The sequence below is a fragment of the Erwinia sp. Leaf53 genome, from assembly GCF_001422605.1.
In the GTDB taxonomy this organism is placed as follows: Bacteria; Pseudomonadota; Gammaproteobacteria; order Enterobacterales; family Enterobacteriaceae; genus Erwinia.
The window spans coordinates 59,346-83,515 of the sequence record NZ_LMLK01000006.1 but is presented as its reverse complement, the minus strand read 5'-3'; the positions used below and the strand labels follow the sequence as shown (position 1 = coordinate 83,515).

Sequence of the window (24,170 nt, the reverse complement as noted above, 5' to 3'; positions counted from 1 at the left end):
AAAGATAGCGGGGCGCAAAGATAATTATTTTGTCTGTGCACCCCGGAATAACGGGAAAGTTAGCGGCTGGCGGTGGGGTGCATCAGTACGTTACCGGCCATATTGCCATAGGCTTTCAGCACGTTTTTCTGCTGCGTGTTGTTGTTCATCAACTGACCCAGCTCATCCTGACGGCGTTTCACCAGACGACGAATTTCAATCTCGTTATCCAGCAGATGGCGCAGCAGCGGGCGCAGCTGTTGCAGCGCGACCGGGGTCAGCGGCGTCACAACAGTGACCGCTTCAATGCGTTTGACCGTGGCGGCATATTCGGCCTCTTCGGTCACCAGCGTATCCCAGTCGCCCTGATTCGCCAGCCGCAGCATGGTCTGACTCAGCTGCAGCAGATGCTGATAGTTCTGCTGTAAAGAGGGGGCTAATTTCATGATACGGCATCCTGAACCGGGGCCGGAAGATGACCCACTTCTTTCCAGGCATCGGCAATATTACGCACCAGCCCTTCGACTTCTTCCACCGCAGCCACGTCATTACGAATGTTGGCGTGCAGCAGACGCCGCACGCAGTAGTCGTACAGCGCCAGCAGGTTGTCCGCCAGGCCATCACCGCTATTATCGGCCAGGCCCTGCTTCAGGCCGTTTTCGATAATATTGATCGCCTTAGAGAGGGCGTTACCTTTGCCCTCAATATTGCCATCCTGCATAAACAGACGGGCGCGCACCAGCGCACTGAGCGCCCCGTCAAACAGCAGGTTGATCAGCTGGGCCTGGCTGGCGCTCATCACGCTGCTCTCCAGCTCCACTTTCTGATATAACTGCGCGCCCGAATTTTTATACATATCAATGCCTTTTCGCCTTAGCTTGAAGAGGAGGAAGATTCAAACTGCTGCGTCAGATAGTTAGACGTGTTGGTCAGCGAGTTCACTATTTTACTGAGGTTAGTAAACTGGGATTTATAGCGCGCCATGGTCACTTCAATGCTGGCCTCCATCGCGGTGTAACGCTTGTCGAGATCTTTCAGCGTGGCGTTGATGCCGTTCTGAGCATTTTTAATAATGCCCTCTTTTCCCGAACTGGTGCTGAGCATATCGGTCAGCGTGCTGCCCATCTGGGTGGCAAAGCCGGTCTTCTCGCCGTCGCCGACGAAGAACTCGCTGACCGCCTGCGGGTTGTTAGTCAGCGCGGCGGTTAACTTGGTGTCATCAACGGTCAGCGCACCGACGGAACCGTCCGCCTGCTTGGCCGGGTTGGTGGTGATCCCCAACTGCGAGAGTACCGCGTAAGAACCGCTCTGCAGGTTGCTCAGCATCCCGGCCAGGCGGGTTTGAATGGTGCGCACCGTGCTGTCACCGAGCAGTACGCCGTTGCTGCTTGACTGATCTTCCCCGGCGTCGACCGACGTGTACTTGGTGACCGAGGCGATGGTGGACTGCAGGCTGTTATAGGCTGTAACCCAGGCTTTGACCGCGGTGGTGGTGCTGTCTACCGAACGCGTTACGCTGAGGGTTTCACCGTTGGTGCTGCTGCTGGCGGCCTTCAGGTTGAAGGTGATGCCGGTCAGCGCATCGCTGATGGTGTTGCTGCTGCGCTCCATCGCGACGCCGTTAACGCTGAGTTTGGCGTTCTGCGACGCGGTCTGTACCGACATGTTCTGCGTGCCGGTGGCGGTGGCGTCATAGCCAATCACCCCCTGCAGGGTACTGTCGCCGGTAACGCTCAGGGTGATATCGCCGTCGGTGCCGGTGGTCTTGGAGCTCAGCATCAGGCGGTGGTCGCCGTTGCTGGCGGTAATAATGGTGGCACTGACGTTACCGGCGCTTTTGTTAATCGCATCGGCAATGCCGGTCAGCGTGGTCTGGCTGTTGGTCAGCGTGATTTCCAGCGGCTTGGTGGTGCCGGGCTGGGTGATGGTCAGCGTACGCGTGCCGCTGGCGCTGTCGCCCAGCTGGCTGGTTTTACTGGCGATGGTACCGGAGATCAGCGACTGCGCCTTGGCCACCTGCTCAACGTAAACGCTGTAATCACCGACGGTAGCATTCGCATCGGTGGTCGCGGCGAAGGCGGTATTGGTGCTGGTGACGCTGGAGGCGCTAAAGGTGCTGGTTTTCGCCAGCGCTGCGGTCGCGGTCTGCAGTGAAGTCAGTGAACTCTGCAGTTTGCTGTAAGCGGTAAGCTGCGAATTGTAGCTGGTCTGCTGCTTGGTGATCGTTGTCAGCTTGCTGTTTTCGGCAGTTTCCAGGTTGGTATAGAGGGTATCCAACTGAAGGGTGGTGCCTACCCCAAGGCTACTGATACTCGCCATCGTTAATCCTCAGTTTATAAGATGTACCAGAGATATATCGGCCATCGTGGGCAGAAGTTTAATCAATGTGGAGAAAAACTGATGAGAAGAATAAAGCAGGGATATAGGGGTAATTAGCCTGATAGCCAATCGTATGATAAGAATACTCTTAATTGGTCGCTCATCCGCAACATCAATAAGCGTAAACGATGGGTATTTTGCAAGTTGTGGCGGCTCTTTGTTAAGCTCCTGAGTATAAAAATGTTATTTATCAGTGGCTTTTGGTGATTTTTCCTTTTTTTCTAAAGTTAGGACGAACTCAACCGATAACATTCATGACGGTGAGAGACGCCGTGAGCGTGTAAGGCTCAGCCCAAAACCTAACTGATTTAAGGAAAACACTATGGCCGTTATCAATACCAACATTCTGTCACTGACTACTCAGAACAACCTGAACAAGTCACAGTCTTCCCTGGGCTCAGCGATTGAGCGTCTGTCATCTGGTCTGCGTATCAACAGCGCAAAAGACGATGCAGCGGGCCAGGCGATTGCTAACCGTATGTCTTCTCAGGTTAAAGGTCTGACTCAGGCTTCTCGTAACGCCAACGACGGTATCTCCATCGCACAGACTACTGAAGGCGCACTGAACGAGATCAACACCAACTTACAGCGTATCCGTGAACTGACCGTACAGGCCAACAACGGTACTAACTCTGGTGATGACCTGGTGTCAATCAACAACGAAATCGTTGACCGCGTTAAAGAGATCAACCGTGTTTCTGCTCAGACCAGCTTCAACGGTATCAAAGTTCTGGCAACTGCTCAGACTCTGAACATCCAGGTTGGCGCGCAGGATAGCGAAACTATCGGCATCTCCCTGAAGAAAATTGATTCTTCTACCCTGTTCACCAAAGCGGGCTTCACCGGCATCACCGAAGGTTCTACCGGTGCTGCATCTGGCGTGGGCATCCTGGCAACTTACACTGCTGCGACCGGTACTACCGCGACTATCGCAACCGTAGATACCAGCCTGCTGGGAGCTATCGATAAAGCGATTTCTGACGTTGACTCACTGCGTAGCAGCCTGGGTGCCAGCCAGAACCGTTTCGAATCTACCGTTAACAACCTGAGCAGCACCATCACCAACATCACTGCTGCTAAGAGCCGTATCGAAGACGCGGATTACGCGACTGAAGTGTCTAACATGAGCCGCGCGCAGATCCTGCAGCAGGCCGGTACCTCAGTACTGACCAAGGCTAACCAGGTTCCACAGGGCGTGCTGTCTCTGCTGCAGTAATTGCCGCTTAGCAATCCCTTTAATTAGCATAAAAAATAGCGGGTATTATACCCGTTATTTTTTTTTGCGTTATTTACACTGGTAATATCGTGGCGGTATGGCGGGGCACGGCCTCTGACGTACAGCGAAACTTATCAAGGTAAATGGCCCTATGAAGAAGTCCACCTCTGGTTCTGCTCTCTCTACTCCCCCTGCAACCGACCCCGCCGTCGCTGCGCAACTTCGGCGTGCAATGGAATTACTTAGTGAGAAACCACTGGAGTCGTTAGCCATTGTTACTCCGCTGCTGAAAAAAAACGCACATAACAGTCTGGTCTGGGTGGTTGCCTCACGCACCTGGGAAAAACTGGGCAAATATTTTGATGCTGAAGAGGCGGTTGAAAAAGCGCTGACGCTGACCCCTCATTACAATGAAGCGCTGTATGCCAAGGCTAACCTGTTGTATAAACGTGAACGTTTCGACGAGGCTGAACAGTTCCTTGCAGAGGCGATCGGGTGGGTTGACGGTGAAGAAGCACGGCCGTTACGTACGCTGCGGGCGACGATCCTGCAGAAGCTGAAAAAGTATGAACAGTCGATAGAGGAGTATACCCAGCTGACCCGGGAGGACCCGAGCAACTGGCGTAACTGGAGCAATCTGGGCATGATCTACCAGGATCTGGCCGAGTTTGAAAAAATGGATGCCGCCTATCAGCAAAGCTGCCAGCTCTCTTCTGATAACCCCTCATCCTGGTTTAACCGCATCGTCGGCGCACACTATAATCCGGCCGCCACGCCCGAGTCTATTCTTGACCTGTGCCGGCAATGGCAGCAGGTGTTCCGTCCGTCACGTGCCATTAAACGCGCGGTAGCGAAGAATCGAGTGGCCGATAAACCGTTACGTATTGGTATGATTTCTGAAGGCTTTCGCTCGCACCCGGTTGGAAATATGATCACCCTGGGGTTATCACATATTCCGGATTCGCAGATCGAGTTTTATGCTTACAGCACCAACCATATCGAAGACCATATTACCTACCGTATTCAGCGCATTGCTAAAAAATGGCAGGTGATTGATGGGCTGTCGGATAATGCGGTGGACGGATTAATCCGTGACGATGAGATCGATATTCTTTTCGACCTCTGTGGCTATAACTCGAATAGCCGGATGCTGACCCTTCAGCAGCAGCCGGCTCCGCTGCAGATTAAGTGGGTCGGTGGGCTGATCAGCAGTACCGGACTGGACGGAATGGACTATCTGCTCAGCGACGGCATTGAAACGCCTGAGGGTAGCGATGCTCTCTACAGCGAGAAACTGATTCGACTGCCCGGTGACTATATCTGCTACGATCCGCCGCACTACCTGCCGCCGCTGAGCACCGGCCCGGTAACGGAAAACGGCTATATCACCTTTGGCTGTTTTAATAACGCCGCCAAGATTAACGATACCCTGCTGGCGCAGTGGGCGCTCATACTCAACAGCGTGCCGGACTCCCGTCTGTTCCTGAAAAGCTTCAACTTTAAAAACCCAACGCTGTGCGAGCGGGTGCTGAGCACGCTGGAACGCCACGGGGTGGCGCGTGAGCGGGTGCTGCTGGAAGGCTCCTCGCCGCACCGTGAGCTGCTGGCCAGCTACAATCGGGTGGATATTGCCCTCGATCCCTGGCCTTACTCCGGCGGCCTGACCACCTGTGAGGCGATGGCGATGGGCGTGCCGGTGGTGACCTTGCCGGGGCCGACCTTCGCCGGGCGTCACTCCGCTTCTCACCTGGTGAATGCCGGCATGCCGGAGCTGGTGGCTGACAGCTGGCAGCAGTACATCGATATTACCGTCGGCATCACCCGCGATCTCACCAGCCTGGCGGTGATTCGCCAGCATCTGCGCGATATTCTGCTCTCCTCGCCGGTGTGCGACGGGCAGCGCTTTGCCCGACACTTCTCAGACGCCATGCGGGCGATCTGGCAGCGCTACTGTGAGGGCAAGGCGCCGGCCGCGCTGACGCTGCAGGAAGAGGGCGCGCCTTACTTCCTCGACGACGGGCAGCCGGTAACGCTGCAGTATCCGCCGGTGACGGCATCACAGCAGCTGACTCAGCCGGGCCAGGCGGAAACCTTTGAGTTCCAGCTCTCCGGTAAGGTGTTGATGATGGACTACGGCGGCGACTTCAGCCGCGCCGACGCTTTTATCGATCTGGTGGCGACCGATGCCCTGCACGCGGTGATTATGGATCCGGCCGGCGTGGTCGAACCGCAGCACCTGCCGCTGAATAAAAAATCCCTGCAGCATGTCAAACTGCACCTGCTGGGTGACGGCCAGGAGGCTCCGCTCTACCTGTGCCTTGATTCGCGTTACAGCAGCGATCTGCCCGCCATTGGCGGCGAACAGGGCGCTGAAGCCTGGGCGGGCCAGAAGGTGATTACCGAGCTGAAGGTGCCGTCGAGCAAGCTGGACGAGATTAACGGACTCGATCGCCTGGAGTGGTTTGAAATCAGCAATACGTTGAATCTGCAACCCGTCTTCGAGCACGGCACGCGGCTGTTAACCCAATGCCTGTTTGTCAGCGTGCATTACGCGTTTACCCGAACCCACGCCGGCCAGATGTCCTTCAGCCAGCTGGAGGCGGCGTTGGCCGGTTTTGGCTTCCGCTTCCACAGCGTTGCCGCGACAGAGCAGGGCGCTGCGCTGACGCTGGCCGACGGCAGTACGCTGGCCTCTTCGCAGATGGTGGCGACGCGCCTGCTGTTTGTTCCTACCGCAGAGCGGATTGCGGCCATGAGCGTGGAGCAGCGCGAGAAGCTGGCGTTTATCCTGCACGCCGGCTATCAGCTGCGTGACGTGGCGTATCAGGTGCTGCAGGCCAGTTCGACTGCACGTGCCGAGGCCTATCTGGGTGACTTCCACGATAGCGCGCCGCCGGCCTCGTCGCCTGCCGCTGTGCCAGCCCCGGTAAACATCATCCCGGAGATGCCACGCATGTCAGCGGCGGAAACCGCGCTGTTTGAGCGCTGCATTACTCAGAGCAGCGCCTATTATGAGTTTGGCAGCGGCGGTTCGACCAAGCTGGCGACGCGCAATAACGTCACCGTTTACGGCGTGGAGAGTGACAAATTCTGGGTCGACACGCTGGCAAAAGAGGCCGGTCCGCTGTGTAAGGTCGATTACGTCGATATCGGGCCGACCAAAGAGTGGGGCTATCCGGTGGATGCCAGCCATCAGCAGCAATTCCCGCTCTACAGCGAGGCGATTCTGCAACATCAGCGGTGGTTTGATCTGATTCTGGTTGACGGGCGTTTCCGCGTCGCCTGTACCCTGAATGCGATTAAACACACGCTGGCGACCCGCAGGAATAATGCCGTGACGCAGATCTTTATTCATGACTTCTGGGACCGCCCTGACTACCACGTGGTGCTGGAGTTCCTCAACGTGGTGGATAAAGCGGAAACGGCAGGCGTATTTACCCTGAAGCCACAGATTGATGTCGTTAAGCTCGAAAAGCTGTTGGAGAAATTTAAATTTATCCCGGCATAAGCCGTTAGCCCTCACCGGGAGCCCACAGCGGGCTCCCTCACCACATGTCCTCGTCAGCTAACAGAATAACCCCTCTTTTGCACCGCTATTCCACCAATCAATTTCCCCTACAGAAACCGATAATCTTGCCGATAACTTACATAACGCAAGGTAGTCAGAGTGAACGATCTCTATACCGCCGATGGGGTGATGGACAAGCATTCGCTGTGGCAGCGATACGTTCCGCTGGTGCGCCATGAAGCGCTGCGCCTGCAGGTGCGGTTGCCGGCCAGCGTGGAGCTGGATGACCTGCTGCAGGCCGGCGGCATTGGCCTGCTGAATGCGGTTGAGCGCTACGACGCGCTGCAGGGTACGGCCTTTACCACCTACGCCGTACAGCGCATTCGCGGGGCGATGCTTGACGAGCTGCGCAGCCGCGACTGGGCACCGCGCAGCGTGCGACGCAACGCCCGCGAAGTGGCGGCGGCGATGCATCAGGTTGAACAGGTCCTTGGCCGCCCGGCCAGCGAGCAGGAAGTCGCTGCCCAGTTGGACGTGCCGCTGGGGGAGTACCGGCAGATCCTGCTGGATACCAACAACAGCCAGCTGTTCTCCTATGACGAATATCGTGAGGAGCACGGCGACAGCGCGGAACTGGTCACCGACGGCCATGAACAGGCTAACCCGCTGCACCAGCTGCTGGAAGGGAACCTGCGTGAACGCGTCATCGAAGCGATCGAGGCCCTGCCCGAACGCGAGAAGATGGTGCTGACGCTCTATTACCAGGAAGAGCTGAACCTGAAAGAGATTGGCGCCGTGCTGGAAGTGGGCGAGTCCCGCGTCAGCCAGCTGCACAGTCAGGCGATTAAACGCCTGCGCGCCCGGTTAACGGGAGCGCGCTGACGGAGTCAGTTTTGCACTTTCAATATTAACCGGGAATACGTAATGGCAACGAAATTAAGAACAAGGCCGTTAAGTCGCTATCTGAAGGACTATAAGCACAGCCAGAGCAACTGCTCGCACTGCGATAAGGTACTGGATCGCATGGCACTGGTGTTTCGTGGTCAGATAATTAATAAAGAGGCGATTGCCCGCATGGACCAGCCGATCGACGATCAGGTCTGGTGCAAACTGCAGAGTGAGCTGACGGCGCTGTGCCGCTTCTGCAGCGATATTTACTGTAATACCCATCCGACCTACTTCGATATTATGGCGTTTAAACAGTACCTGTTTGAGCAGACCGAAATGAGCCACAGCACCATTCGCGAATATGTTGTTCGCCTGCGTCGTCTCGACGATATGCTGTCGGCCCAGGGTTTCCCTGCCGAACGACTGCGCGGCCGCAGCTGCCACGAATGCCTGGAAAACAGTCTGCCGGATGCCGGGAATAACAACTACCGCATCGCCCTGCGCAAATATGACCAGTTCCTCGGCTGGCAGCGCGCCTGATAGCCGATGACCGTTGTGACCGGGGAGCCTGCCCCGGCACAACGCCGCACTAAGTTATGCCAATTCGATAATGACCGCCGCCGCATCTTCTGCAACACTGTACGCTATCATCTGATCCCCTCTCACGGAGGCCGCGTTGTCCTTACATAATCTGGTTAATTTCCCCCGCGTTGAACTGCTGGGCGCGCCCACGCCGCTTGAGCATCTGCCGCGTTTTTCCGACTACCTTGGCCGCGATATCTTTATCAAGCGTGATGACCTGACGCCGGTGGCGCTGGGCGGCAATAAGCTGCGCAAGCTGGAGTTCCTGGCGGCGGATGCGTTACGCAACGGGGCCGACGTGCTGCTGACCGCCGGCGCCATCCAGTCGAATCACGTGCGCCAGACGGCGGCGGTGGCGGCGAAACTGGGGCTGAAGTGCGTGGCGCTGCTGGAAAATCCGATCGCCACTACCGCAGAAAACTACCTCGGCAACGGCAACCGCCTGCTGCTGGAGCTGATGGACTGCGAAATCGTGCTGGTCGACGCGCTGCACAATCCCACCGCCCAGCTGGAAGAGCAGGCCACCCTGCTGGAAGCGCAGGGCTTTCGCCCCTACTGCGTGCCGGTCGGCGGCTCTAACGCGCTGGGCGCGCTGGGTTACGTGGAGTGCGCGCAGGAGATCGCTCACCAGAGCGAAGGCGTGGTGGACTTTGCCGCGGTGGTGGTCGCCTCCGGCAGCGCCGGTACCCACGCCGGGCTGGCGGTGGGTCTGGAGCAGCTGTTGCCGCAGACCGAGCTGGTGGGGGTGACCGTCTCACGCCGGGTAGCCGAACAGTTGCCGAAGGTCGAGAGCATTCGCCAGCAGTTGGCACAGTCGCTTGAGCTGAACAGCACCGCGCCGATTACCCTGTGGGATGAGTACTATGGCCCGCGTTACGGCGAACCGAACGAAGAGGGAATCGAAGCCATTAAGCTGCTGGCGCGGCTGGAAGGGATTTTCCTGGACCCGGTTTACACCGGCAAGGCGATGGCCGGGCTGATTGACGGCGTGGCGCAGAACCGCTTCCGCCGTCAGGGGCCGCTGGCGTTTGTCCACACCGGCGGCGCGCCGGCGCTGTTTGCCTACCACCCGTTCAGCGGGTAAGAAACTGGCAGACCGCGTTGCTGAAGGTCTGCGGGCAGGCCACGTTGGAGAGGTGCGAGGCCGGCAGCACGGCCAGCTCGGCACCGGCGATCTGGCTCTGCAGCCAGCGCGCATCTTCAACGGTGGTCACCGGATCCTGTTCGCCGGCGATCACCAGCAGCGGCAGCAGGATCCGCCTGACCTCTTTGCGCAGATCGGCGGTGGCCAGCGCCCCGCAGCAGGCGGCATAGCCGGCCACATTACTGTTGGCCAGCTGTCTGATCAGCCGGCCGGCCTGCGGCGGGGCGGCGGCGAGGAAGTCCGGCGTGAACCAGCGGGCGGCGGCACCGGCCGCCACCTGACCCAGCCCCTCGTCGAGCACCTGGTGCGCTCGCTGCTGCCAGCCTTCGGCGCTGCCGATGCGCGCGGCGGTATTCGCTACCACCATGCGCCGGAAGCGCTGCGGATGGTAACGGGCCAGCCACAGCCCGGTCAGGCCGCCCATTGAAATGCCGCAAAAACTGGCCTGTTCCACCCCCAGCTCGTCCAGCAGGTCGACCACGTCCTGGCCCAGCCGCGCCAGGGTCAGTACCTGGCCCGGCAGCGGGCTGTGGCCGTGGCCGCGCGGGTTGTAACGCAGCACGCGGAAATGGGTGATCAGGGTGGCGATCTGCGGCTGCCACAGATCCCAGGTGGTGCCCAGCGAGTTGGACAACACCAGCAGCGGGGCGTCGTGCGCCCCTTCCAGCCGGTAGTCAATCGTCATCTCATACCCTCTCTATAATCATCGCGATCCCCTGGCCGACGCCGATGCACATGGCGCACAGCCCGTAGCGACCGCCGGTATTCTGCAACTGCCAGGCGGCGTTCATCACCAGCCTGCCGCCGGAGGCACCCAGCGGGTGGCCGAGCGCAATCGCGCCGCCGTTGGGGTTAACCTCAGCGGCATCGTCCGCCAGCCCGAGGGTGCGGGTCACCGCCAGCACCTGCGCGGCAAACGCCTCATTGAGCTCGAAGACGTCCATCTGTGCCAGCGTCAGCCCGCTCAGCGCCAGTACTTTGTGCACCGCCGGCACCGGGCCCAGCCCCATAACGGTCGGCTCAACGCCGGCGACCGCGCTGGCCACGATTCGCACCACGGGCTGCAGGCCGTTATCGGCCATCGCGCGCTCGCCGGCCAGCAGCAGGGCGCAGGCACCGTCGTTAAGCCCGGAGGCGTTGCCCGCCGTCACCGTGCCCTGCGGAGTGACCACCGGTTTCAGCTTAGCCAGCGCCTCCGGCGAGGTGGCGCGCGGGTGTTCGTCGGTTGCAAACAGCAGCGGCTCGCCGCTCTTTTGCGGCAGCGATACCGGCACCAGCTGAGAGCCATAAAAACCGCTCTGCTGCGCGCGCGCGGTTCGCTGCTGGCTGCGCAGGGCATAGGCGTCCTGATCCTCGCGGCTGATGGTCAGCCGCTGCGCCAGGTTCTCGGCGGTTTGCGGCATCGACTCGACGCCATACAGGCTTTTCATCAGCGGGTTGATCAGCCGCCAGCCCATGGTGGTATCTTCCAGCTTCATCTGCCGGCTAAAGGCTTTATCGGCCTTGCCGACGACGTAGGGCGCGCGGGTCATCTGCTCGACGCCGCCGGCGATCATCAGCCCGCTCTCACCACTTTTAATGGTGCGTGCGGCGATCGCCACCGCGTCGAGGCTGGAGCCGCACAGCCGGTTAATCGTGCTGCCGGGGACGGAGGTCGGCAGCCCGGCCAGCAGCAGCGCCATCCTCCCCACGTTGCGGTTATCCTCTCCGGCCTGATTGGCGCAGCCGTAGATCACATCATCCAGCCGCGCCCAGTCAATGCGGGGATAACGCTGCAGCAGGGCTTTCAGCGGGGCGGCGGCCAGGTCATCGGCGCGTACCCCGGCAAGGCTGCCGTTAATTCTGCCGAACGGCGTGCGCACGGCGTCACAGACGAAGACGTTATTCATAAGCGTGCTCCTGCAGGGCAAAGGTCAGCGCCACCGCGCCGCGCCGGTACGGGTCACCAAACACCCATGAATCGCTCTGGCGTGGGAACGGACAGATCATTTTGCGCACGCAGCCGGCCTTGAGCCGCGCGGCCAGGGTAAACGGCCGGCCGGGCCGAAGCCACCGATCATCTCCGTGGCACCTTCCACAATATCAGCCACGGTATCCTCGGCTGACGGCAGATAGATATTGATCATTGCTCCTCCTGAGTGCTGGTATCGTCGGGCCTAAATTAGGAGAGGATGAATACCGCAACAAGGGGCTGCCTGGCCGATTTCCGGGGATTCTGGGGCGTATCGTGTTAATGCCGCGAAAAGTGTGATGCAGGCAACTGAATAAGCGGAATATCCCGCATTAAATGTGAATAATTGAAGTGGGGTGTGATTTTATTGATGATTTATCAGTTTGTTACCTGTTTCAGCGGGGGTGTTTTCCGGTCGTGAGATCCCCCGTTCGGCACAGAGTTGATAAATCATGCTCTCCAGCAGGCGGATATCGGCTGACTCATCCAGCAGGCGGGTACTCATGACGAGCGGTGAGATCCGCTGGGGCGCCACGGTCGCCGGCCGGCGCATATCATCAGCGTGCCCGTGCCTGATGGTCGCTCACCTGCCCCCGTCTCGGGGGCAGTTTCAGTCACTCTCAACTCAGCAGGCACACCACTCATGAGCACGCTAACGCAGGCCCGACCGGAGCAGGCACCTGCAATGCGGCCGACAGCGTGACGTTAGCCGATGGTCATCAGGCTGGCGTTGCCGCCTGCGGCGGCGGTGTTGACGCTCAGCGAACGCTCCAGCAGCAGGCGCTCCAGCAGCAGATTGGTCTCGCCGCGGGCAAAGCCCTGCACCGAAACAATCGCGCCTTCGCGCGCCGCCACCGCTTCACACAGGGTGCGCAGCTGGTCGGCATCGCCGTGATAGATCACCGCGTCATACTCCGCGCTGACAGGCTGAGCAGAAACGTCCACCCGCTGCTGCACGGCGGCAGGCAGCTGCTGCCACAGGCCACGGTGCAGCTCGTCGTCCGGCCACAGCGCACGGCTGCCGACGGCGGTGACCGCCGCCAGCTGCACCAGCGCATCCTGCTCGCTGTCCGCCAGGCACAGCACCCGCTCGCGCGGCAGCAGCGTAAAGGTGTTGCGTTCGCCGGTCGGGCCCGGCAGCAGCCGCACGGTGCCGCCCTGCGCCAGTTCGGCAAAGCGGCTGCAGCAGGCGGCCAGCTCAGGGCGGCCTGCCGCCCACTCGCTCAGCGCCTGGTGCGCTGCCTGCAGCACCGGCCGCAGCCGCGCATCCAGCGGCTGCTGGCGATCCTGACGATCCAGCGTGACCGCCAGCGCGCCGTCCGGCCTGGAGGCCAGCAGGCGGTAGAGGTACAGCGGACCACCGGCCTTCGGACCGGTGCCGGACAGGCCTTCGCCGCCGAACGGCTGCACGCCAACCACCGCACCGACCATATTACGGTTTACGTAGAGGTTGCCTACCTGAGCTTTCTGCGTCACCTGATGAATGGTTTCATCGATGCGGGTATGGATGCCCAGCGTCAGGCCGTAGCCGGCGGCGTTGATCTGCTCAACCACCTGCGGCAGCGTCGCGCGGCTGAAGCGCACCACGTGCAGCACCGGGCCGAACACTTCGCGGGTCAGGTCGGCCACGTTGTCCAGCTCAATCAGCGTTGGCAGCACAAAGGTGCCGTTGCGCCACTCGCGGCTGTCTTCTGCCCGCTGCTGCGCGCTCTGGAACACGGTAAAGCCTTTGCTGCGCATCGCCTGGATATGCTGGTCGATACTGGCTTTGGCCTCGGCGTCGATCACCGGGCCGATATCGGTCGACAGGCGTTCCGGGTTGCCCATGCGGCATTCGGCCATCGCGCCGCGCAGCATCTGCAGGGTATGCTCCGCCACGTCTTCCTGAATACAGAGCAGACGCAGGGCGGAACAGCGCTGCCCGGCGCTGTCGAAGGCCGAGGCGACGATGTCGGTGACCACCTGTTCGGTCAGCGCCGAGGAGTCAACGATCATCGCATTCATCCCGCCGGTTTCGGCGACCAGCGGCGTCGGACGGCCCTGCGGATCGAGGCGGCCGGCAATGCTGCGCTGCAGCAGGGTGGCGACGGCGGTCGAGCCGGTAAACATCACGCCGCGCACCCGCGCATCGCCGGTCAGCTGCGCGCCGACGGTTTCACCGTTGCCCGGCAGCAGCTGCAGCACGCCTTTCGGCACGCCGGCCTCGTGCAGGATCGCCACCGCCTGGGCGGCGATCAGCGGGGTCTGTTCCGCCGGTTTCGCCAGCACGCTGTTGCCGGCGGCCAGCGCGGCGGCAATCTGCCCGCTGAAGATGGCGAGCGGGAAGTTCCACGGGCTGATGCACACCACCGGACCCAGCGGGCGGTGGGTCTCATTATCGAAGTCATCGCGGACCTGGCCTGCGTAGTAGTGCAGGAAATCCACCGCCTCGCGCACTTCGGCAATGGCGTTGCTGAAGGTTTTACCGGCTTCACGCACCAGCAGCCCGATCAGCTGCTGCAGCTGGCCCTCCATCATCACCGCCGCGCGCTGCAGAATGGCGGCGCGCTCCTGCGGCGGGGTGGCAAACCAGATCGGGCCGGCGCTGACGGCGGCATCCAGCGCGGCGGAAACCTCCTCTTCGCTGGCATGGCGCACGTAGCCCACAATATCAGCCGGTTCCGCCGGGTTGAGCACCGGCTGACTTTCTCCCTCTGCCAGCGGCGCGTCAATCAGCGGCGCGGCCTGCCAGCGCTGGCTGGCGCTGCTCAGCAGCGCACTGGACAGCGACGCCAGGCGGTGCTCGTTGGCCAGATCCAGCCCGGCGGAGTTCTGCCGCTGTTCACCGTACAGCTCACGCGGCAGCGGGATCTTCGGATGCGGCAGGCCCAGCGCGCCTTCGGTCGCCGCCAGTTTTTCTACGGCGACAACCGGGTCGGCTACCAGCTCGTCCAGCGGCAGGGTGGCGTCGGCAATGCGGTTAACAAAGGAGGTGTTGGCACCGTTCTCCAGCAGGCGGCGCACCAGGTACGCCAGCAGCGTTTCATGGGTGCCCACCGGCGCATAGATGCGGCACGGGCGGTTAAGCTTGCCGTCGGCGATTTTGCCCACCACCTGCTCGTACAGCGGTTCGCCCATGCCGTGCAGGCACTGGAACTCATACTGACCGGGGTAGTAGTTGTTGCCCGCCAGCTGATAAATGGCCGCCAGCGTATGGGCATTGTGGGTGGCAAACTGCGGGTAGATCAGGTTCGGCACCGCCAGCAGCTTGCGGGCGCAGGCGAGGTAGGAGATATCGGTGTACACCTTGCGGGTGTAGACCGGGTAACCCTCCAGCCCGTCGACCTGGGCGCGCTTGATTTCGCTGTCCCAGTAGGCCCCTTTCACCAGGCGGATCATCAGGCGGCGGCGGCTGCGCTGTGCCAGGTCGGTCAGGTAGTCGATCACCATCGGGCAGCGTTTCATATAGGCCTGAATCACGAAGCCGATGCCGTTCCAGCCCTCCAGCTCCGGTTCAAAGCACAGTTTTTCCAGCAGATCGAGCGACAGCTCGAGGCGGTCGGCCTCTTCGGCATCGATATTGATGCCGATGTCGTACGAGCGCGCCAGCAGGGTCAGCGACTTCAGCACCGGGTAGAGCTCGTCCATCACCCGATCGTACTGCGCGCGGCTGTAGCGCGGGTGCAGCGCCGACAGCTTGATCGAAATGCCCGGCCCTTCATAGATGCCGCGGCCGTTGGAGGCCTTACCGATGGCGTGAATCGCCTGCTGGTAAGAGAGCAGGTAGGCTTTAGCGTCTTTTTCCGTCAGCGCCGCTTCCCCGAGCATATCGTAGGAGTAGCGGAAGCCTTTCTCCTCCAGCTTGCGGGCGTTGGCCAGCGCTTCGGCGATGGTTTCGCCGGTAACGAACTGTTCACCCATCAGCCGCATCGCCATATCGACGCCTTTGCGGATCAGCGGCTCGCCGCTCTTGCCGATAATGCGGTTCAGCGAGGTGGATAGGCTGGCCTCATTGTGGGTCGAAACCAGCCTGCCGGTGAACAGCAGACCCCAGGTGGCGGCGTTAACAAACAGCGACGGGCTGCGGCCAAGATGCGACTGCCAGTTGCCGTTGCTGATTTTGTCGCGGATCAGCGCATCGCGGGTTGGTTTATCAGGAATACGCAGCAGCGCTTCGGCCAGACACATCAGCGCCACGCCCTCCTGTGAGGAGAGGGAGAACTCCTGCAGCAGGTTTTGCACCACGCCGGCGCGTCCGCCTGCACCTTTCTGGTGCCGCAGGCGGTCGGCCAGCTGATAAGCCAGCTTGTGGGTGGCTTCGGCCTGTGGGGCAGGGAGGCGCGCCTGCTCAAGCAGCATCGGTACCGCTTCCTGCTCCGGGCGGCGCCAGGCTGAGGTAATTGCCGCGCGGGCCACCGACTGCGGCAGAATATGCTCCGCAAAGTCGAGGAACGGCTGGTGCGGCTGCTCCTGCAGCGGTTCGTCACCCTCCGCCGGGGCGTCCGGCGCCGCCAGCTCCGGCTGGCTGTTTCCCTGCTCCAGCTGCTGCAGGTAGTTGAAAATAGCCTGTTTAATCAGCCAGTGCGGGGTGCGGTCGATCTGTGCCGCCGCCTGCTTAATCCGTTCGCGCGTGGCGTCATCCAGCTTGACGCCCATCGTTGTCGTTCCCATGCCTGCTGCTCCTGCATTAAAGAGATAACCGTTCGTTGACAGCAATATCACTGATGTTGCAACTTTGTGCAACCTCGTTAAGTGTGACCCGGATCTCAACGTGTAAAAACCGAATTTCAGGCCGTTTTAGCAATACGGCACGGTTATTGCTGCAAAATCCTTGCCAGTTGCTAAGCCGCATTAAACGGGGGTTTAGCAGGGTTGTGGTGAGGTGCAACCAGCAGAAGTGTGATCGGGTGCAACCTGTAACAATAAAGTAACAACTTCCTGGTGAATGCCCGACGGCGATGTGTTAAATCGTTTGTACGTCGTAACCGTTTACGGCAGGATACCGCCCCCTCAGCACCGGCCCGCTGCGTCCGCTACGTTCCGGCCCGCGCAGCGCAGAGGCTGGGGATACTGATAATAAGTGGAGAACCTGAATGACTGTAAGTACGCCAATGATGGTGACATTTTGCGTTTATATTCTTGGGATGGTGTTGATCGGCTTTATCGCCTACCGCTCAACGAAAAACTTTGACGACTACATCCTCGGCGGCCGCAGCCTCGGCAGCGTGGTCACCGCGCTCTCCGCCGGTGCTTCTGATATGAGCGGCTGGCTGCTGATGGGCCTGCCGGGGGCGATCTTTATCTCCGGTATTTCGGAGAGCTGGATCGCCATCGGCCTGACCCTGGGCGCGTACCTGAACTGGAAAATCGTCGCCGGGCGCCTGCGCGTGCAGACCGAGCACCATGACAATGCGCTGACCCTGCCTGACTACTTCTCCAGCCGCTTTGAGGACAGCAGCAAACTGCTGCGGGTCATTTCAGCGCTGATTATTCTGGTGTTCTTCACCATCTACTGCGCCTCCGGCGTGGTGGCGGGCGCGCGCCTGTTTGAAAGCACCTTCGGCATGAGCTACGAAACCGCCCTGTGGGCCGGCGCCGCAGCGACCATCGCCTACACCTTTATCGGCGGCTTCCTCGCGGTCAGCTGGACCGATACCGTGCAGGCCAGCCTGATGATCTTCGCGCTGATTCTGACCCCGGTGATGGTAATTTTTGCCGTCGGCGGCATCAGCGACTCGCTGCAGGTGATTGAGGCGAAGAGCATCGAAAATATCGATATGCTGAAGAACCTCAACTTTGTGGCGATTATCTCGCTGCTGGGCTGGGGGCTGGGCTACTTTGGTCAGCCGCACATCCTGGCGCGCTTTATGGCCGCCGATTCCCACCGTTCCATCCGCACCGCGCGCCGCATCGGCATGGCGTGGATGATCCTGTGCCTGGGTGGCGCGGTGGCGGTGGGCTTCTTTGGTATCGCCTACTTCCAGAATAACCCGTCACAGGCGGCGGGCGTGACCGACAACGCCGAGCGGATCTTTATCGAGCTGACGCATATCCTGTTCAACCCGTGGATTGCCGGTATCCTGCTGTCGGCGATTCTGGCGGCGGTAATGTCGACGCTGAGCTGCCAGCTGCTGGTCTGCTCCAGCGCGCTGACCGAAGATCTGTACAAGAACTTCCTGCGTAAAAACGCCAGCCAGAAAGAGCTGGTGTGGGTCGGACGGCTGATGGTGCTGCTGGTGGCGGTGATCGCTATCGCACTGGCCGCTAACCCGGACAGCCGCGTGCTCGGCCTGGTCAGCTACGCCTGGGCCGGCTTCGGTGCCGCCTTCGGACCGGTGGTGCTGATCTCGCTGCTGTGGAAACGCATGACCCGCAACGGCGCGCTGGCCGGCATGGTGATCGGCGCGGCCACCGTGCTGATCTGGAAGCAGTACGGTTGGCTGGATCTGTATGAAATCATTCCGGGCTTCCTGTTCGCCAGCATCGCAATTGTGCTGTTCAGTCTGCTGGGCAAAGCCCCTTCAGCTGCCGCGCAGCAGCGCTTTGACGCTGCCGAAGCCGAATACCGCTCGTAATACCTGCACTCAGCACTCAGCACTCAGCACTCAGCACTCAGCACTCAGCACTCAGCACTCAGCACTCAGCACTCAGCACTCAGCACTCAGCACTCAGCACTCAACGCTCAACGCTCAACGCTCAACGCTCAGTAACGCATTCCCCTCAACTCTTCCCTGATATCTTTAGAGGTCGCCCTCAAATTTCAGCGATAGCGCTGGGCATCCCGCCTGGTTTCTGAGCGCATAGTTGCCCCGCGTTACAATTGCTTAATCATTCTGCCGTCACGGACCTGCGAAATATCCCACCGCCATCTTGTAATTGTGCAGGCCGATAATGATAATCGATATCGTTCTGATTTTACTTTTCTTTACCGCACCTGACTTAATTTCACAGTTTGAGGGTACCCGCATGTTTGTCCCGTTTCTGATTATGCTGCGTGAAGGGCTGGAAGCCGCGCTGATCGTCAGCCTGATTGCCAGCTACCTGAAGCGCACCCAGCGCAGCCGCTGGTTCGGCGCAATGTGGGTCGGCGTGGTGGTGGCGGCCGTACTGTGCCTGGCGCTGGGCTGGTTTATTAATGAAACCACCGGTGAGTTCCCGCAGAAAGAGCAGGAGCTGTTTGAGGGCGGTGTGGCGGTGGTGGCGGTGGTGATCCTCACCTGGATGGTGTTCTGGATGCGTAAAGTCTCCCGCAACGTCAAGGCCCAGCTGGAAGACGCGGTAGACAGCGCTCTTAATAAGGGCAACAGCAGCGGCTGGGCGCTGGTGATGATGGTGTTCCTGGCCGTAGCGCGTGAAGGGCTGGAGTCGGTGTTTTTCCTGCTGGCCGCCTTCCAGCAGGATGTCGGCTACGCGCCGCCGCTGGGGGCAATGCTCGGCCTTGCCACCGCGATCGTGCTGGGCATGCTGATCTACTGGGGCGGCGTGCGCCTTAACCTGGCCGCGTTCTTTAAGTGGACCAGCCTGTTTATTATCTTCGTGGCCGCCGGTCTGGCGGCCGGTGCTATTCGCGCCTTCCACGAGGCGGGCCTGTGGAACCACTTCCAGGACGTGGCCTTTGATTTCAGCAACCATCTCTCCACCCACTCGGTGTTCGGCACGTTGCTGGAGGGCATGCTCGGCTATCAGGAAGCGCCGAGCGTCAGCGAAGTGGCGGTGTGGCTTGCCTATCTGATTCCGGCGCTGCTGCTGTTTATGCTGCCAGCGCGCTCTGCGGTTAACCCGGCGCGTACGTCGCGCTAAGTTCTTCCGGCGCTCGCCGCGCCGGGCTCACATAACAGACAGGGATTTACTCATGACTCAAACTTTCCGCCGTCAGGCTCTGAATGCCGCACTGCTGGCCGCGCTGACCTCTTCCGGTGCTGCGCTGGCCGCGACGGTTCCGCAGGTTAACGTCAGCGTGACCGACAAGCAGTGTGAGCCGATGTCGCTGACCGTTAACGCCGGTAAAACGCAGTTCATCATCAAAAACAACAGTTCGAAAGGGCTGGAGTGGGAGATCCTGAAAGGGGTGCTGGTGGTGGAAGAGCGCGAGAACATCGCGCCCGGCTTTACCCAGAAGCTGACCGCCAACCTGCAGCCCGGCGAATATGAGATGACCTGCGGCCTGTTAAGCAACCCGAAAGGCAGGCTGATCGTCAAAGACACCGGAGCCAAAGTCAGCAACGGCAAGCAGGACGTGCTGCAGCTGGCCGGCCCGATCGCGGAATACAAAGCCTACGTTACCGGGGAAGTGGTTCAGCTGGTAGCCGGCACCAAAGCCTTTACCGACGCGGTAAAAGCCGGCGATCTGGAGAAGGCGAAGTCGCTGTACGCGCCAGCCCGCCAGCACTACGAGCGCATTGAGCCGATTGCCGAGCTGTTCTCTGACCTCGATGGCAGCATCGACGCCCGTGAGGATGACTTCGAGAAGAAAGCAGAAGATCCGAAGTTCACCGGCTTCCACCGTCTGGAAAAAATCCTGTTTGGTGATAACACCACAAAAGGTGCGGATACGTTCGCCGACCAGCTGTACAAAGATACCCTCGAACTGCAGACCCGCATCAGCGAGCTGGCCTTCGCGCCGGGCAAAGTGGTGGGTGGCGCAGCCGGTCTGATTGAGGAGGTCGCTTCAAGCAAGATCTCCGGTGAAGAAGATCGCTACAGCCGTACCGACCTGTGGGACTTCCAGGCCAACGTTGACGGTGCGAAGAAGATCGTCGATCTGCTGCGCCCGCTGCTGCTGAAAGCCAACCCGGAACTGCTGGCAAAAGTGGACGGTAACTTTAAGAAGGTGGATACCATTCTGGCTAAGTACCGCACCAAAGACGGCTTTGAATCTTACGAAAAACTGACCGATGCCGACCGCACCGCCTTAAAAGGTCCTGTTACCAGCCTGGCTGAGGATCTGGCGCTGCTGCGTGGCACCCTGGGCCTGGACTAACCGATTATGGCAAAACCACTGGACGCGCCGGCTTCGGCCACGCGTCGTCGTTTACTGAAGGGCATGGGCATCCTTGGCGGTGCCCTCGCCGCGGCCGGCGGCTGCCCGGTCCATGCCGCACCGGCTGAAAATTCGTTTTCACCGGGCGCGTTATCGCCGGCGGCGCGTCAGCAGCGGCAGCCGTTTTACGGCCCGCACCAGGCCGGCATCGTCACGCCGCAGCAGGCGGCGATGATGCTGGTGGCGTTTGACGTGCTGGCCAGCGACAAAGCCGACCTGCAGCGCCTGCTGGCGCTGCTGACCCGGCGCATTGCCTTTCTGACCACCGGCGGTAAAGCACCGGCGGTGACCAATCCGCAGCTGCCGCCGCTGGACTCCGGCATTCTGGGCGAGGATATCTTCCCGGATAACCTGACCATTACCCTGTCGGTCGGCTCGTCGCTGTTTGATGAACGCTTTGGCCTGCAGGGGCTGCGGCCGCTGAAACTGCAGCGCATGACCCGTTTCCCGAACGACGCGCTGGACGCGGCGCTGTGCCACGGCGACCTGCTGTTGCAGATCTGCGCCAATACCAATGACACGGTGATCCACGCGCTGCGCGATATTATCAAGCACACGCCGGACCTGCTCAGCGTGCGCTGGCGGCGCGAGGGGTTTATCTCCGATCACGCCGCGCGCAGCCAGGGTAAAGAGACGCCGATCAACCTGCTGGGCTTTAAAGACGGCACGGCTAACCCGGATTCGGCGGACGCCGCGCTGATGAACAACATCCTGTGGGTCACCGCAGGGCAGGGGGAGCCGGCCTGGGCGGTGGGCGGCAGCTATCAGGCGGCGCGCATCATTCAGTTCCACGTCGAGTTCTGGGACCGCACGCCGCTGCGCGAGCAGCAGACCATCTTTGGCCGCGAAAAGCTCAGCGGTGCACCGTTAGGGATGACAAAAGAACACGACGTGCCGGACTACGTTGCTGACCCGGACGGCGACGTGATCCCGCTGGACGCACATATCCGGCTGGCCAACCCGCGCACGGCGGAAACGCAAAGCAGCCTGATGCTGCGGCGCGGCTACAGCTATTCGCTGGGGGTGTCGAACAGCGGGCAGCTGGATATGGGATTACTGTTTGTCTGTTATCAGCACGACCTGGAGAAAGGCTTCCTCGCGGTGCAAAAGAGATTAAACGGTGAGGCGCTGGAAGAATATATCAGGCCGATTGGCGGCGGCTATTTCTTTGTGCTACCGGGGGTGGCGGACGCCCGGCATTACCTCGGGCAGTCGCTGCTTGAAGCGTGATGAATAGGCGATTATTGCGCCACTCCGGCAGGTTCAGGCGCTATTTCCGGCGTTGTCTTAAAAGGTTCATATTGCCGTTAAAATAACTAACCTTTTGATTTATATGTGTTGTGTTAAAACTAACCGCCGTGGCTTATTTGCCAGGCGGTTTTTTATTCTCTCCGGGTAAATTTATTGTTGCATTCGCACTCAGTTTTGTTGCACTTTATTCACAGCGGTAGTCTGAATGTGTTTAAGTCCCACACAGGAGTCGCGAATGGTAACGTCCTTCTACGGACATAATGGTTACACTCTGAAACACAACGCCGGTAGTTGTGCTGGCCTCCCTCTCACTTCGCTCTTTTACTTACTTACACTCCGATTTTTATCTGATGCAATGCTTTCCACCAGGCAACGGGCAATCGCCCCTCGTCCTCGTCAATTAATGGCAGTAACCGGCTTAACAGGAAGCCAAGACCTCTAAAGCGTTCACGTAATCGCATCGCCGTTGCTGATGCGGGAAATGAAACCAACTGTAAGGTGCCACTATGGGAAGACAGAAAGCAGTGATCAAAGCGCGTCGTGAAGCCAAACGTGTGCTTCGTAGTGATTCACGCAGTCACCGTCAGCGCGAAGAAGAGTCGGTCACCTCGCTGGTGCAGATGGGCGGGCTGGACTCGATTGGCATGGCACGCGACACCCGCGACCATTCGCCGATTGAAGCCAGAAATGAAGCTCAGGCGCACTATCTCCACGCCATAGAACACAAACAGCTGATCTTCGCCACCGGTGAAGCCGGCTGTGGTAAGACCTGGATCAGCGCCGCTAAAGCGGCCGAAGCCCTGATCCACAAGGACGTTGAGCGGATTATCGTCACCCGTCCCGTTCTGCAGGCCGATGAAGACCTCGGTTTCCTGCCTGGCGATATCTCCGAGAAATTTGCCCCGTACTTCCGTCCGGTTTACGACGTTCTGGTTAAACGTCTTGGCTCTTCCTTTATGCAGTACTGCCTGCGGCCGGAAATCGGCAAGGTGGAGATTGCGCCATTCGCCTATATGCGCGGGCGCACTTTTGAAAATGCCGTGGTGATCCTTGATGAGGCGCAGAACGTCACCGCCGCACAGATGAAAATGTTCCTGACCCGCCTTGGCGAGAACGTCACGGTGATCGTTAACGGCGATATCACCCAGTGTGACCTGCCGTCGCACGTCAAATCGGGCCTCAGCGATGCGCTGGCGCGCTTTGAAGAAGACGAGATGATCGGCATCGTCCGCTTCGGTACCCAGGACTGCGTGCGTTCGGAACTGTGCCAGCGGACGCTGCTGGCTTACAGTTAATCCCTATTGTGAACTACCCGGCCCGGTGCATCTGCACCGGGCTTTTTATTTTCTGCTTTATGCCGTAGCGCCAGGCGCCGCTTACTTATCGATGCCAAAGCCCTGCTGCAGCACCGCGCCGCGCACCTGCGGGAAGTAGATATGCTGATAGTAGCTGGCGGTATTGACCCCCCAGTTATCGCCATCTGCGCGTCCGCTCTCCTGCCAGTGACGCACCAGCACCCGGTTATAGGCCTTAATCACCTCCGGCAGATGCTGCGCGTCGTAGCGCTCTTCATGGCGGAAACCGGCCAGCGACATGCGCGGCTTCTGCAGCGCCGGGGTATTGATATAGCCGAGCACCACGCCCGCCACCGGGAAGGTCAGCTCCGGCAGTTCCAGCAGTTCAATCAGCGCCTGCGGATCGCGGCGGATGCCGCCGATCGGCACCACGCCGAGGCCGTGCGAACGCGCCGCCGCCATTACCGTCGCCAGCGCAATGCCGACGTCGGTAGAACCGGAAATCAGGCTCTCCAGGCTCTGGTGGGCAATCTGCTGTTTGCCTTCGGCTTCGATCGCCAGCTGGCTTTTATGCATATCCAGTACAAAGGTGATAAACACCGGTGCCTGGGCAATCCACGCCTGGCCGCCGGCCAGTTCAGCGATCTTCGCGCGGGTCGCCGGGTCGCGCACCACCACCAGGGAGACCTGCTGGGAGTTCACCGAGGTCGGGGCCAGCCAGGCGGATTCGACAATGTCGTCCAGCACCGCGTCATCGATCGGCTTAGACAGGTAGCTGCGATCGCTGCGGTGGCTTTTAAGCAGTTGGGTGGTTTCGTTCATAGTGTTCTCGCGTCGCCAGCGGCGATTGTCAAAGGAAGTGGCGGGTAAGATAAGGGAAGCGGAGCGGGGTGCGCTGGTCAGTTTGTGCGGCAGATCACATTTTTTGGGCAAAAAAAAAGTCTGAACCGCAGTTCAG

17 protein-coding genes and 1 pseudogene are annotated in these 24,170 nt (G+C 60.1%); 10 read left to right on the top strand and 8 right to left on the bottom strand.

Features of this window, described 5'->3' with window-relative positions:
* Positions 1-59: 59 nt before the first annotated feature.
* The 3 genes from fliT to fliD are packed head-to-tail and all read right to left on the bottom strand — an operon-like array spanning position 60 to position 2,298.
* Complete coding sequence (gene fliT / locus ASF13_RS07295) at positions 60-425, bottom strand: flagellar protein FliT (protein WP_056234179.1); 366 nt, start codon at positions 423-425, stop codon at positions 60-62.
* Positions 422-835, bottom strand: a complete 414-nt coding sequence (fliS, locus tag ASF13_RS07290) for a flagellar export chaperone FliS (RefSeq protein ID WP_056234177.1) — start codon at positions 833-835, stop codon at positions 422-424. The genes fliT and fliS overlap by 4 nt, the downstream gene beginning before the upstream one ends.
* A gap of 17 nt (positions 836-852) precedes the next feature.
* Positions 853-2,298, bottom strand: a complete 1,446-nt coding sequence (gene fliD, locus ASF13_RS07285) for a flagellar filament capping protein FliD (protein WP_056234174.1) — start codon at positions 2,296-2,298, stop codon at positions 853-855.
* A 382-nt stretch (positions 2,299-2,680) separates the two neighbouring features.
* On the opposite strand from fliD, the gene ASF13_RS07280 reads away from it, so the two are divergent.
* The 5 genes from ASF13_RS07280 to ASF13_RS07260 all read left to right on the top strand — a co-directional run bounded on the left by ASF13_RS07280 (position 2,681) and on the right by ASF13_RS07260 (position 9,636).
* Positions 2,681-3,574 carry a flagellin gene (locus ASF13_RS07280; RefSeq protein WP_056234171.1) on the top strand — a complete coding sequence of 298 codons (894 nt, stop codon included), beginning with the start codon at positions 2,681-2,683 and terminating at the stop codon, positions 3,572-3,574.
* Positions 3,575-3,806: 232 nt separating this feature from the next.
* Positions 3,807-7,082, top strand: coding sequence for a glycosyltransferase family 41 protein (locus ASF13_RS07275; RefSeq protein WP_056234168.1), 3,276 nt, complete (start codon positions 3,807-3,809; stop codon positions 7,080-7,082).
* 159 nt (positions 7,083-7,241) lie between these two features.
* On the top strand, positions 7,242-7,964 hold the full coding sequence (locus tag ASF13_RS07270) for an RNA polymerase sigma factor FliA (RefSeq protein WP_056234166.1): 723 nt from the start codon (positions 7,242-7,244) through the stop codon (positions 7,962-7,964).
* Positions 7,965-8,006: 42 nt separating this feature from the next.
* Complete coding sequence (gene fliZ / locus ASF13_RS07265) at positions 8,007-8,510, top strand: flagella biosynthesis regulatory protein FliZ (protein WP_056234163.1); 504 nt, start codon at positions 8,007-8,009, stop codon at positions 8,508-8,510.
* A gap of 136 nt (positions 8,511-8,646) precedes the next feature.
* Positions 8,647-9,636, top strand: coding sequence for a D-cysteine desulfhydrase (locus ASF13_RS07260; protein WP_056234160.1), 990 nt, complete (start codon positions 8,647-8,649; stop codon positions 9,634-9,636).
* Here ASF13_RS07260 and pcaD read toward each other — a convergent pair.
* The 4 genes and pseudogenes from pcaD to putA form a co-directional block, all read right to left on the bottom strand.
* A complete protein-coding gene (pcaD, locus tag ASF13_RS07255) occupies positions 9,626-10,381 on the bottom strand; it encodes a 3-oxoadipate enol-lactonase (protein WP_056234157.1) in 756 nt (251 codons plus the stop codon). The two genes, ASF13_RS07260 and pcaD, sit on opposite strands and share 11 nt — an antisense overlap.
* A 1-nt stretch (position 10,382) precedes the next feature.
* Positions 10,383-11,585 (bottom strand): 3-oxoadipyl-CoA thiolase, encoded by a 1,203-nt coding sequence (pcaF, locus tag ASF13_RS07250; RefSeq protein ID WP_056234155.1) that lies wholly within the window; start codon positions 11,583-11,585, stop codon positions 10,383-10,385.
* A gap of 10 nt (positions 11,586-11,595) precedes the next feature.
* Positions 11,596-11,822: pseudogene (locus ASF13_RS24260) on the bottom strand (3-oxoadipate CoA-transferase); the annotation flags it as partial.
* Between the two features lie 530 nt (positions 11,823-12,352).
* Entirely contained in the window at positions 12,353-16,297 is a 3,945-nt protein-coding gene (gene putA, locus ASF13_RS07240) for a trifunctional transcriptional regulator/proline dehydrogenase/L-glutamate gamma-semialdehyde dehydrogenase (RefSeq protein ID WP_056234148.1), read from the bottom strand.
* Between the two features lie 422 nt (positions 16,298-16,719).
* On the opposite strand from putA, the gene putP reads away from it, so the two are divergent.
* The 5 genes from putP (at position 16,720) to phoH (ending at position 23,212) form a co-directional block, all read left to right on the top strand.
* Positions 16,720-18,201, top strand: a complete 1,482-nt coding sequence (putP, locus tag ASF13_RS07235) for a sodium/proline symporter PutP (RefSeq protein WP_056234147.1) — start codon at positions 16,720-16,722, stop codon at positions 18,199-18,201.
* A gap of 391 nt (positions 18,202-18,592) precedes the next feature.
* Positions 18,593-19,426, top strand: a complete 834-nt coding sequence (gene efeU, locus ASF13_RS07230) for an iron uptake transporter permease EfeU (RefSeq protein WP_056234300.1) — start codon at positions 18,593-18,595, stop codon at positions 19,424-19,426.
* 52 nt (positions 19,427-19,478) lie between these two features.
* Entirely contained in the window at positions 19,479-20,606 is a 1,128-nt protein-coding gene (gene efeO, locus ASF13_RS07225) for an iron uptake system protein EfeO (RefSeq protein ID WP_056234144.1), read from the top strand.
* Between the two features lie 6 nt (positions 20,607-20,612).
* Entirely contained in the window at positions 20,613-21,896 is a 1,284-nt protein-coding gene (efeB, locus tag ASF13_RS07220; protein ID WP_056234142.1) for an iron uptake transporter deferrochelatase/peroxidase subunit, read from the top strand.
* A gap of 527 nt (positions 21,897-22,423) precedes the next feature.
* Positions 22,424-23,212 carry a phosphate starvation-inducible protein PhoH gene (gene phoH, locus ASF13_RS07215; RefSeq protein WP_056234139.1) on the top strand — a complete coding sequence of 263 codons (789 nt, stop codon included), beginning with the start codon at positions 22,424-22,426 and terminating at the stop codon, positions 23,210-23,212.
* 81 nt (positions 23,213-23,293) lie between these two features.
* On the opposite strand, the gene ASF13_RS07210 is transcribed toward phoH, so the two are convergent.
* Positions 23,294-24,034: a nitroreductase family protein gene (locus ASF13_RS07210; RefSeq protein ID WP_056234136.1), complete on the bottom strand. Its 741-nt coding sequence runs from the start codon at positions 24,032-24,034 to the stop codon at positions 23,294-23,296.
* Positions 24,035-24,170: the final 136 nt, after the last annotated feature.

What these genes read in the sequence shown, in the direction of transcription:
- efeB (WP_056234142.1), top strand. Translation starts at nt 20,613, where the DNA reads ATGGCAAAACCACTGGACGCGCCGGCTTCGGCCACGCGTCGTCGTTTA.
- pcaF (WP_056234155.1), bottom strand. Translation starts at nt 11,585, where the DNA reads ATGAATAACGTCTTCGTCTGTGACGCCGTGCGCACGCCGTTCGGCAGA.
- fliS (WP_056234177.1), bottom strand. Translation starts at nt 835, where the DNA reads ATGTATAAAAATTCGGGCGCGCAGTTATATCAGAAAGTGGAGCTGGAG.
- ASF13_RS07210 (WP_056234136.1), bottom strand. Translation starts at nt 24,034, where the DNA reads ATGAACGAAACCACCCAACTGCTTAAAAGCCACCGCAGCGATCGCAGC.
- fliT (WP_056234179.1), bottom strand. Translation starts at nt 425, where the DNA reads ATGAAATTAGCCCCCTCTTTACAGCAGAACTATCAGCATCTGCTGCAG.
- ASF13_RS07275 (WP_056234168.1), top strand. Translation starts at nt 3,807, where the DNA reads ATGGAATTACTTAGTGAGAAACCACTGGAGTCGTTAGCCATTGTTACT.
- fliD (WP_056234174.1), bottom strand. Translation starts at nt 2,298, where the DNA reads ATGGCGAGTATCAGTAGCCTTGGGGTAGGCACCACCCTTCAGTTGGAT.
- efeO (WP_056234144.1), top strand. Translation starts at nt 19,479, where the DNA reads ATGACTCAAACTTTCCGCCGTCAGGCTCTGAATGCCGCACTGCTGGCC.
- efeU (WP_056234300.1), top strand. Translation starts at nt 18,593, where the DNA reads ATGTTTGTCCCGTTTCTGATTATGCTGCGTGAAGGGCTGGAAGCCGCG.
- putA (WP_056234148.1), bottom strand. Translation starts at nt 16,297, where the DNA reads ATGGGAACGACAACGATGGGCGTCAAGCTGGATGACGCCACGCGCGAA.
- ASF13_RS07280 (WP_056234171.1), top strand. Translation starts at nt 2,681, where the DNA reads ATGGCCGTTATCAATACCAACATTCTGTCACTGACTACTCAGAACAAC.
- putP (WP_056234147.1), top strand. Translation starts at nt 16,720, where the DNA reads ATGACTGTAAGTACGCCAATGATGGTGACATTTTGCGTTTATATTCTT.
- phoH (WP_056234139.1), top strand. Translation starts at nt 22,424, where the DNA reads ATGGGAAGACAGAAAGCAGTGATCAAAGCGCGTCGTGAAGCCAAACGT.
- fliZ (WP_056234163.1), top strand. Translation starts at nt 8,007, where the DNA reads ATGGCAACGAAATTAAGAACAAGGCCGTTAAGTCGCTATCTGAAGGAC.
- pcaD (WP_056234157.1), bottom strand. Translation starts at nt 10,381, where the DNA reads ATGACGATTGACTACCGGCTGGAAGGGGCGCACGACGCCCCGCTGCTG.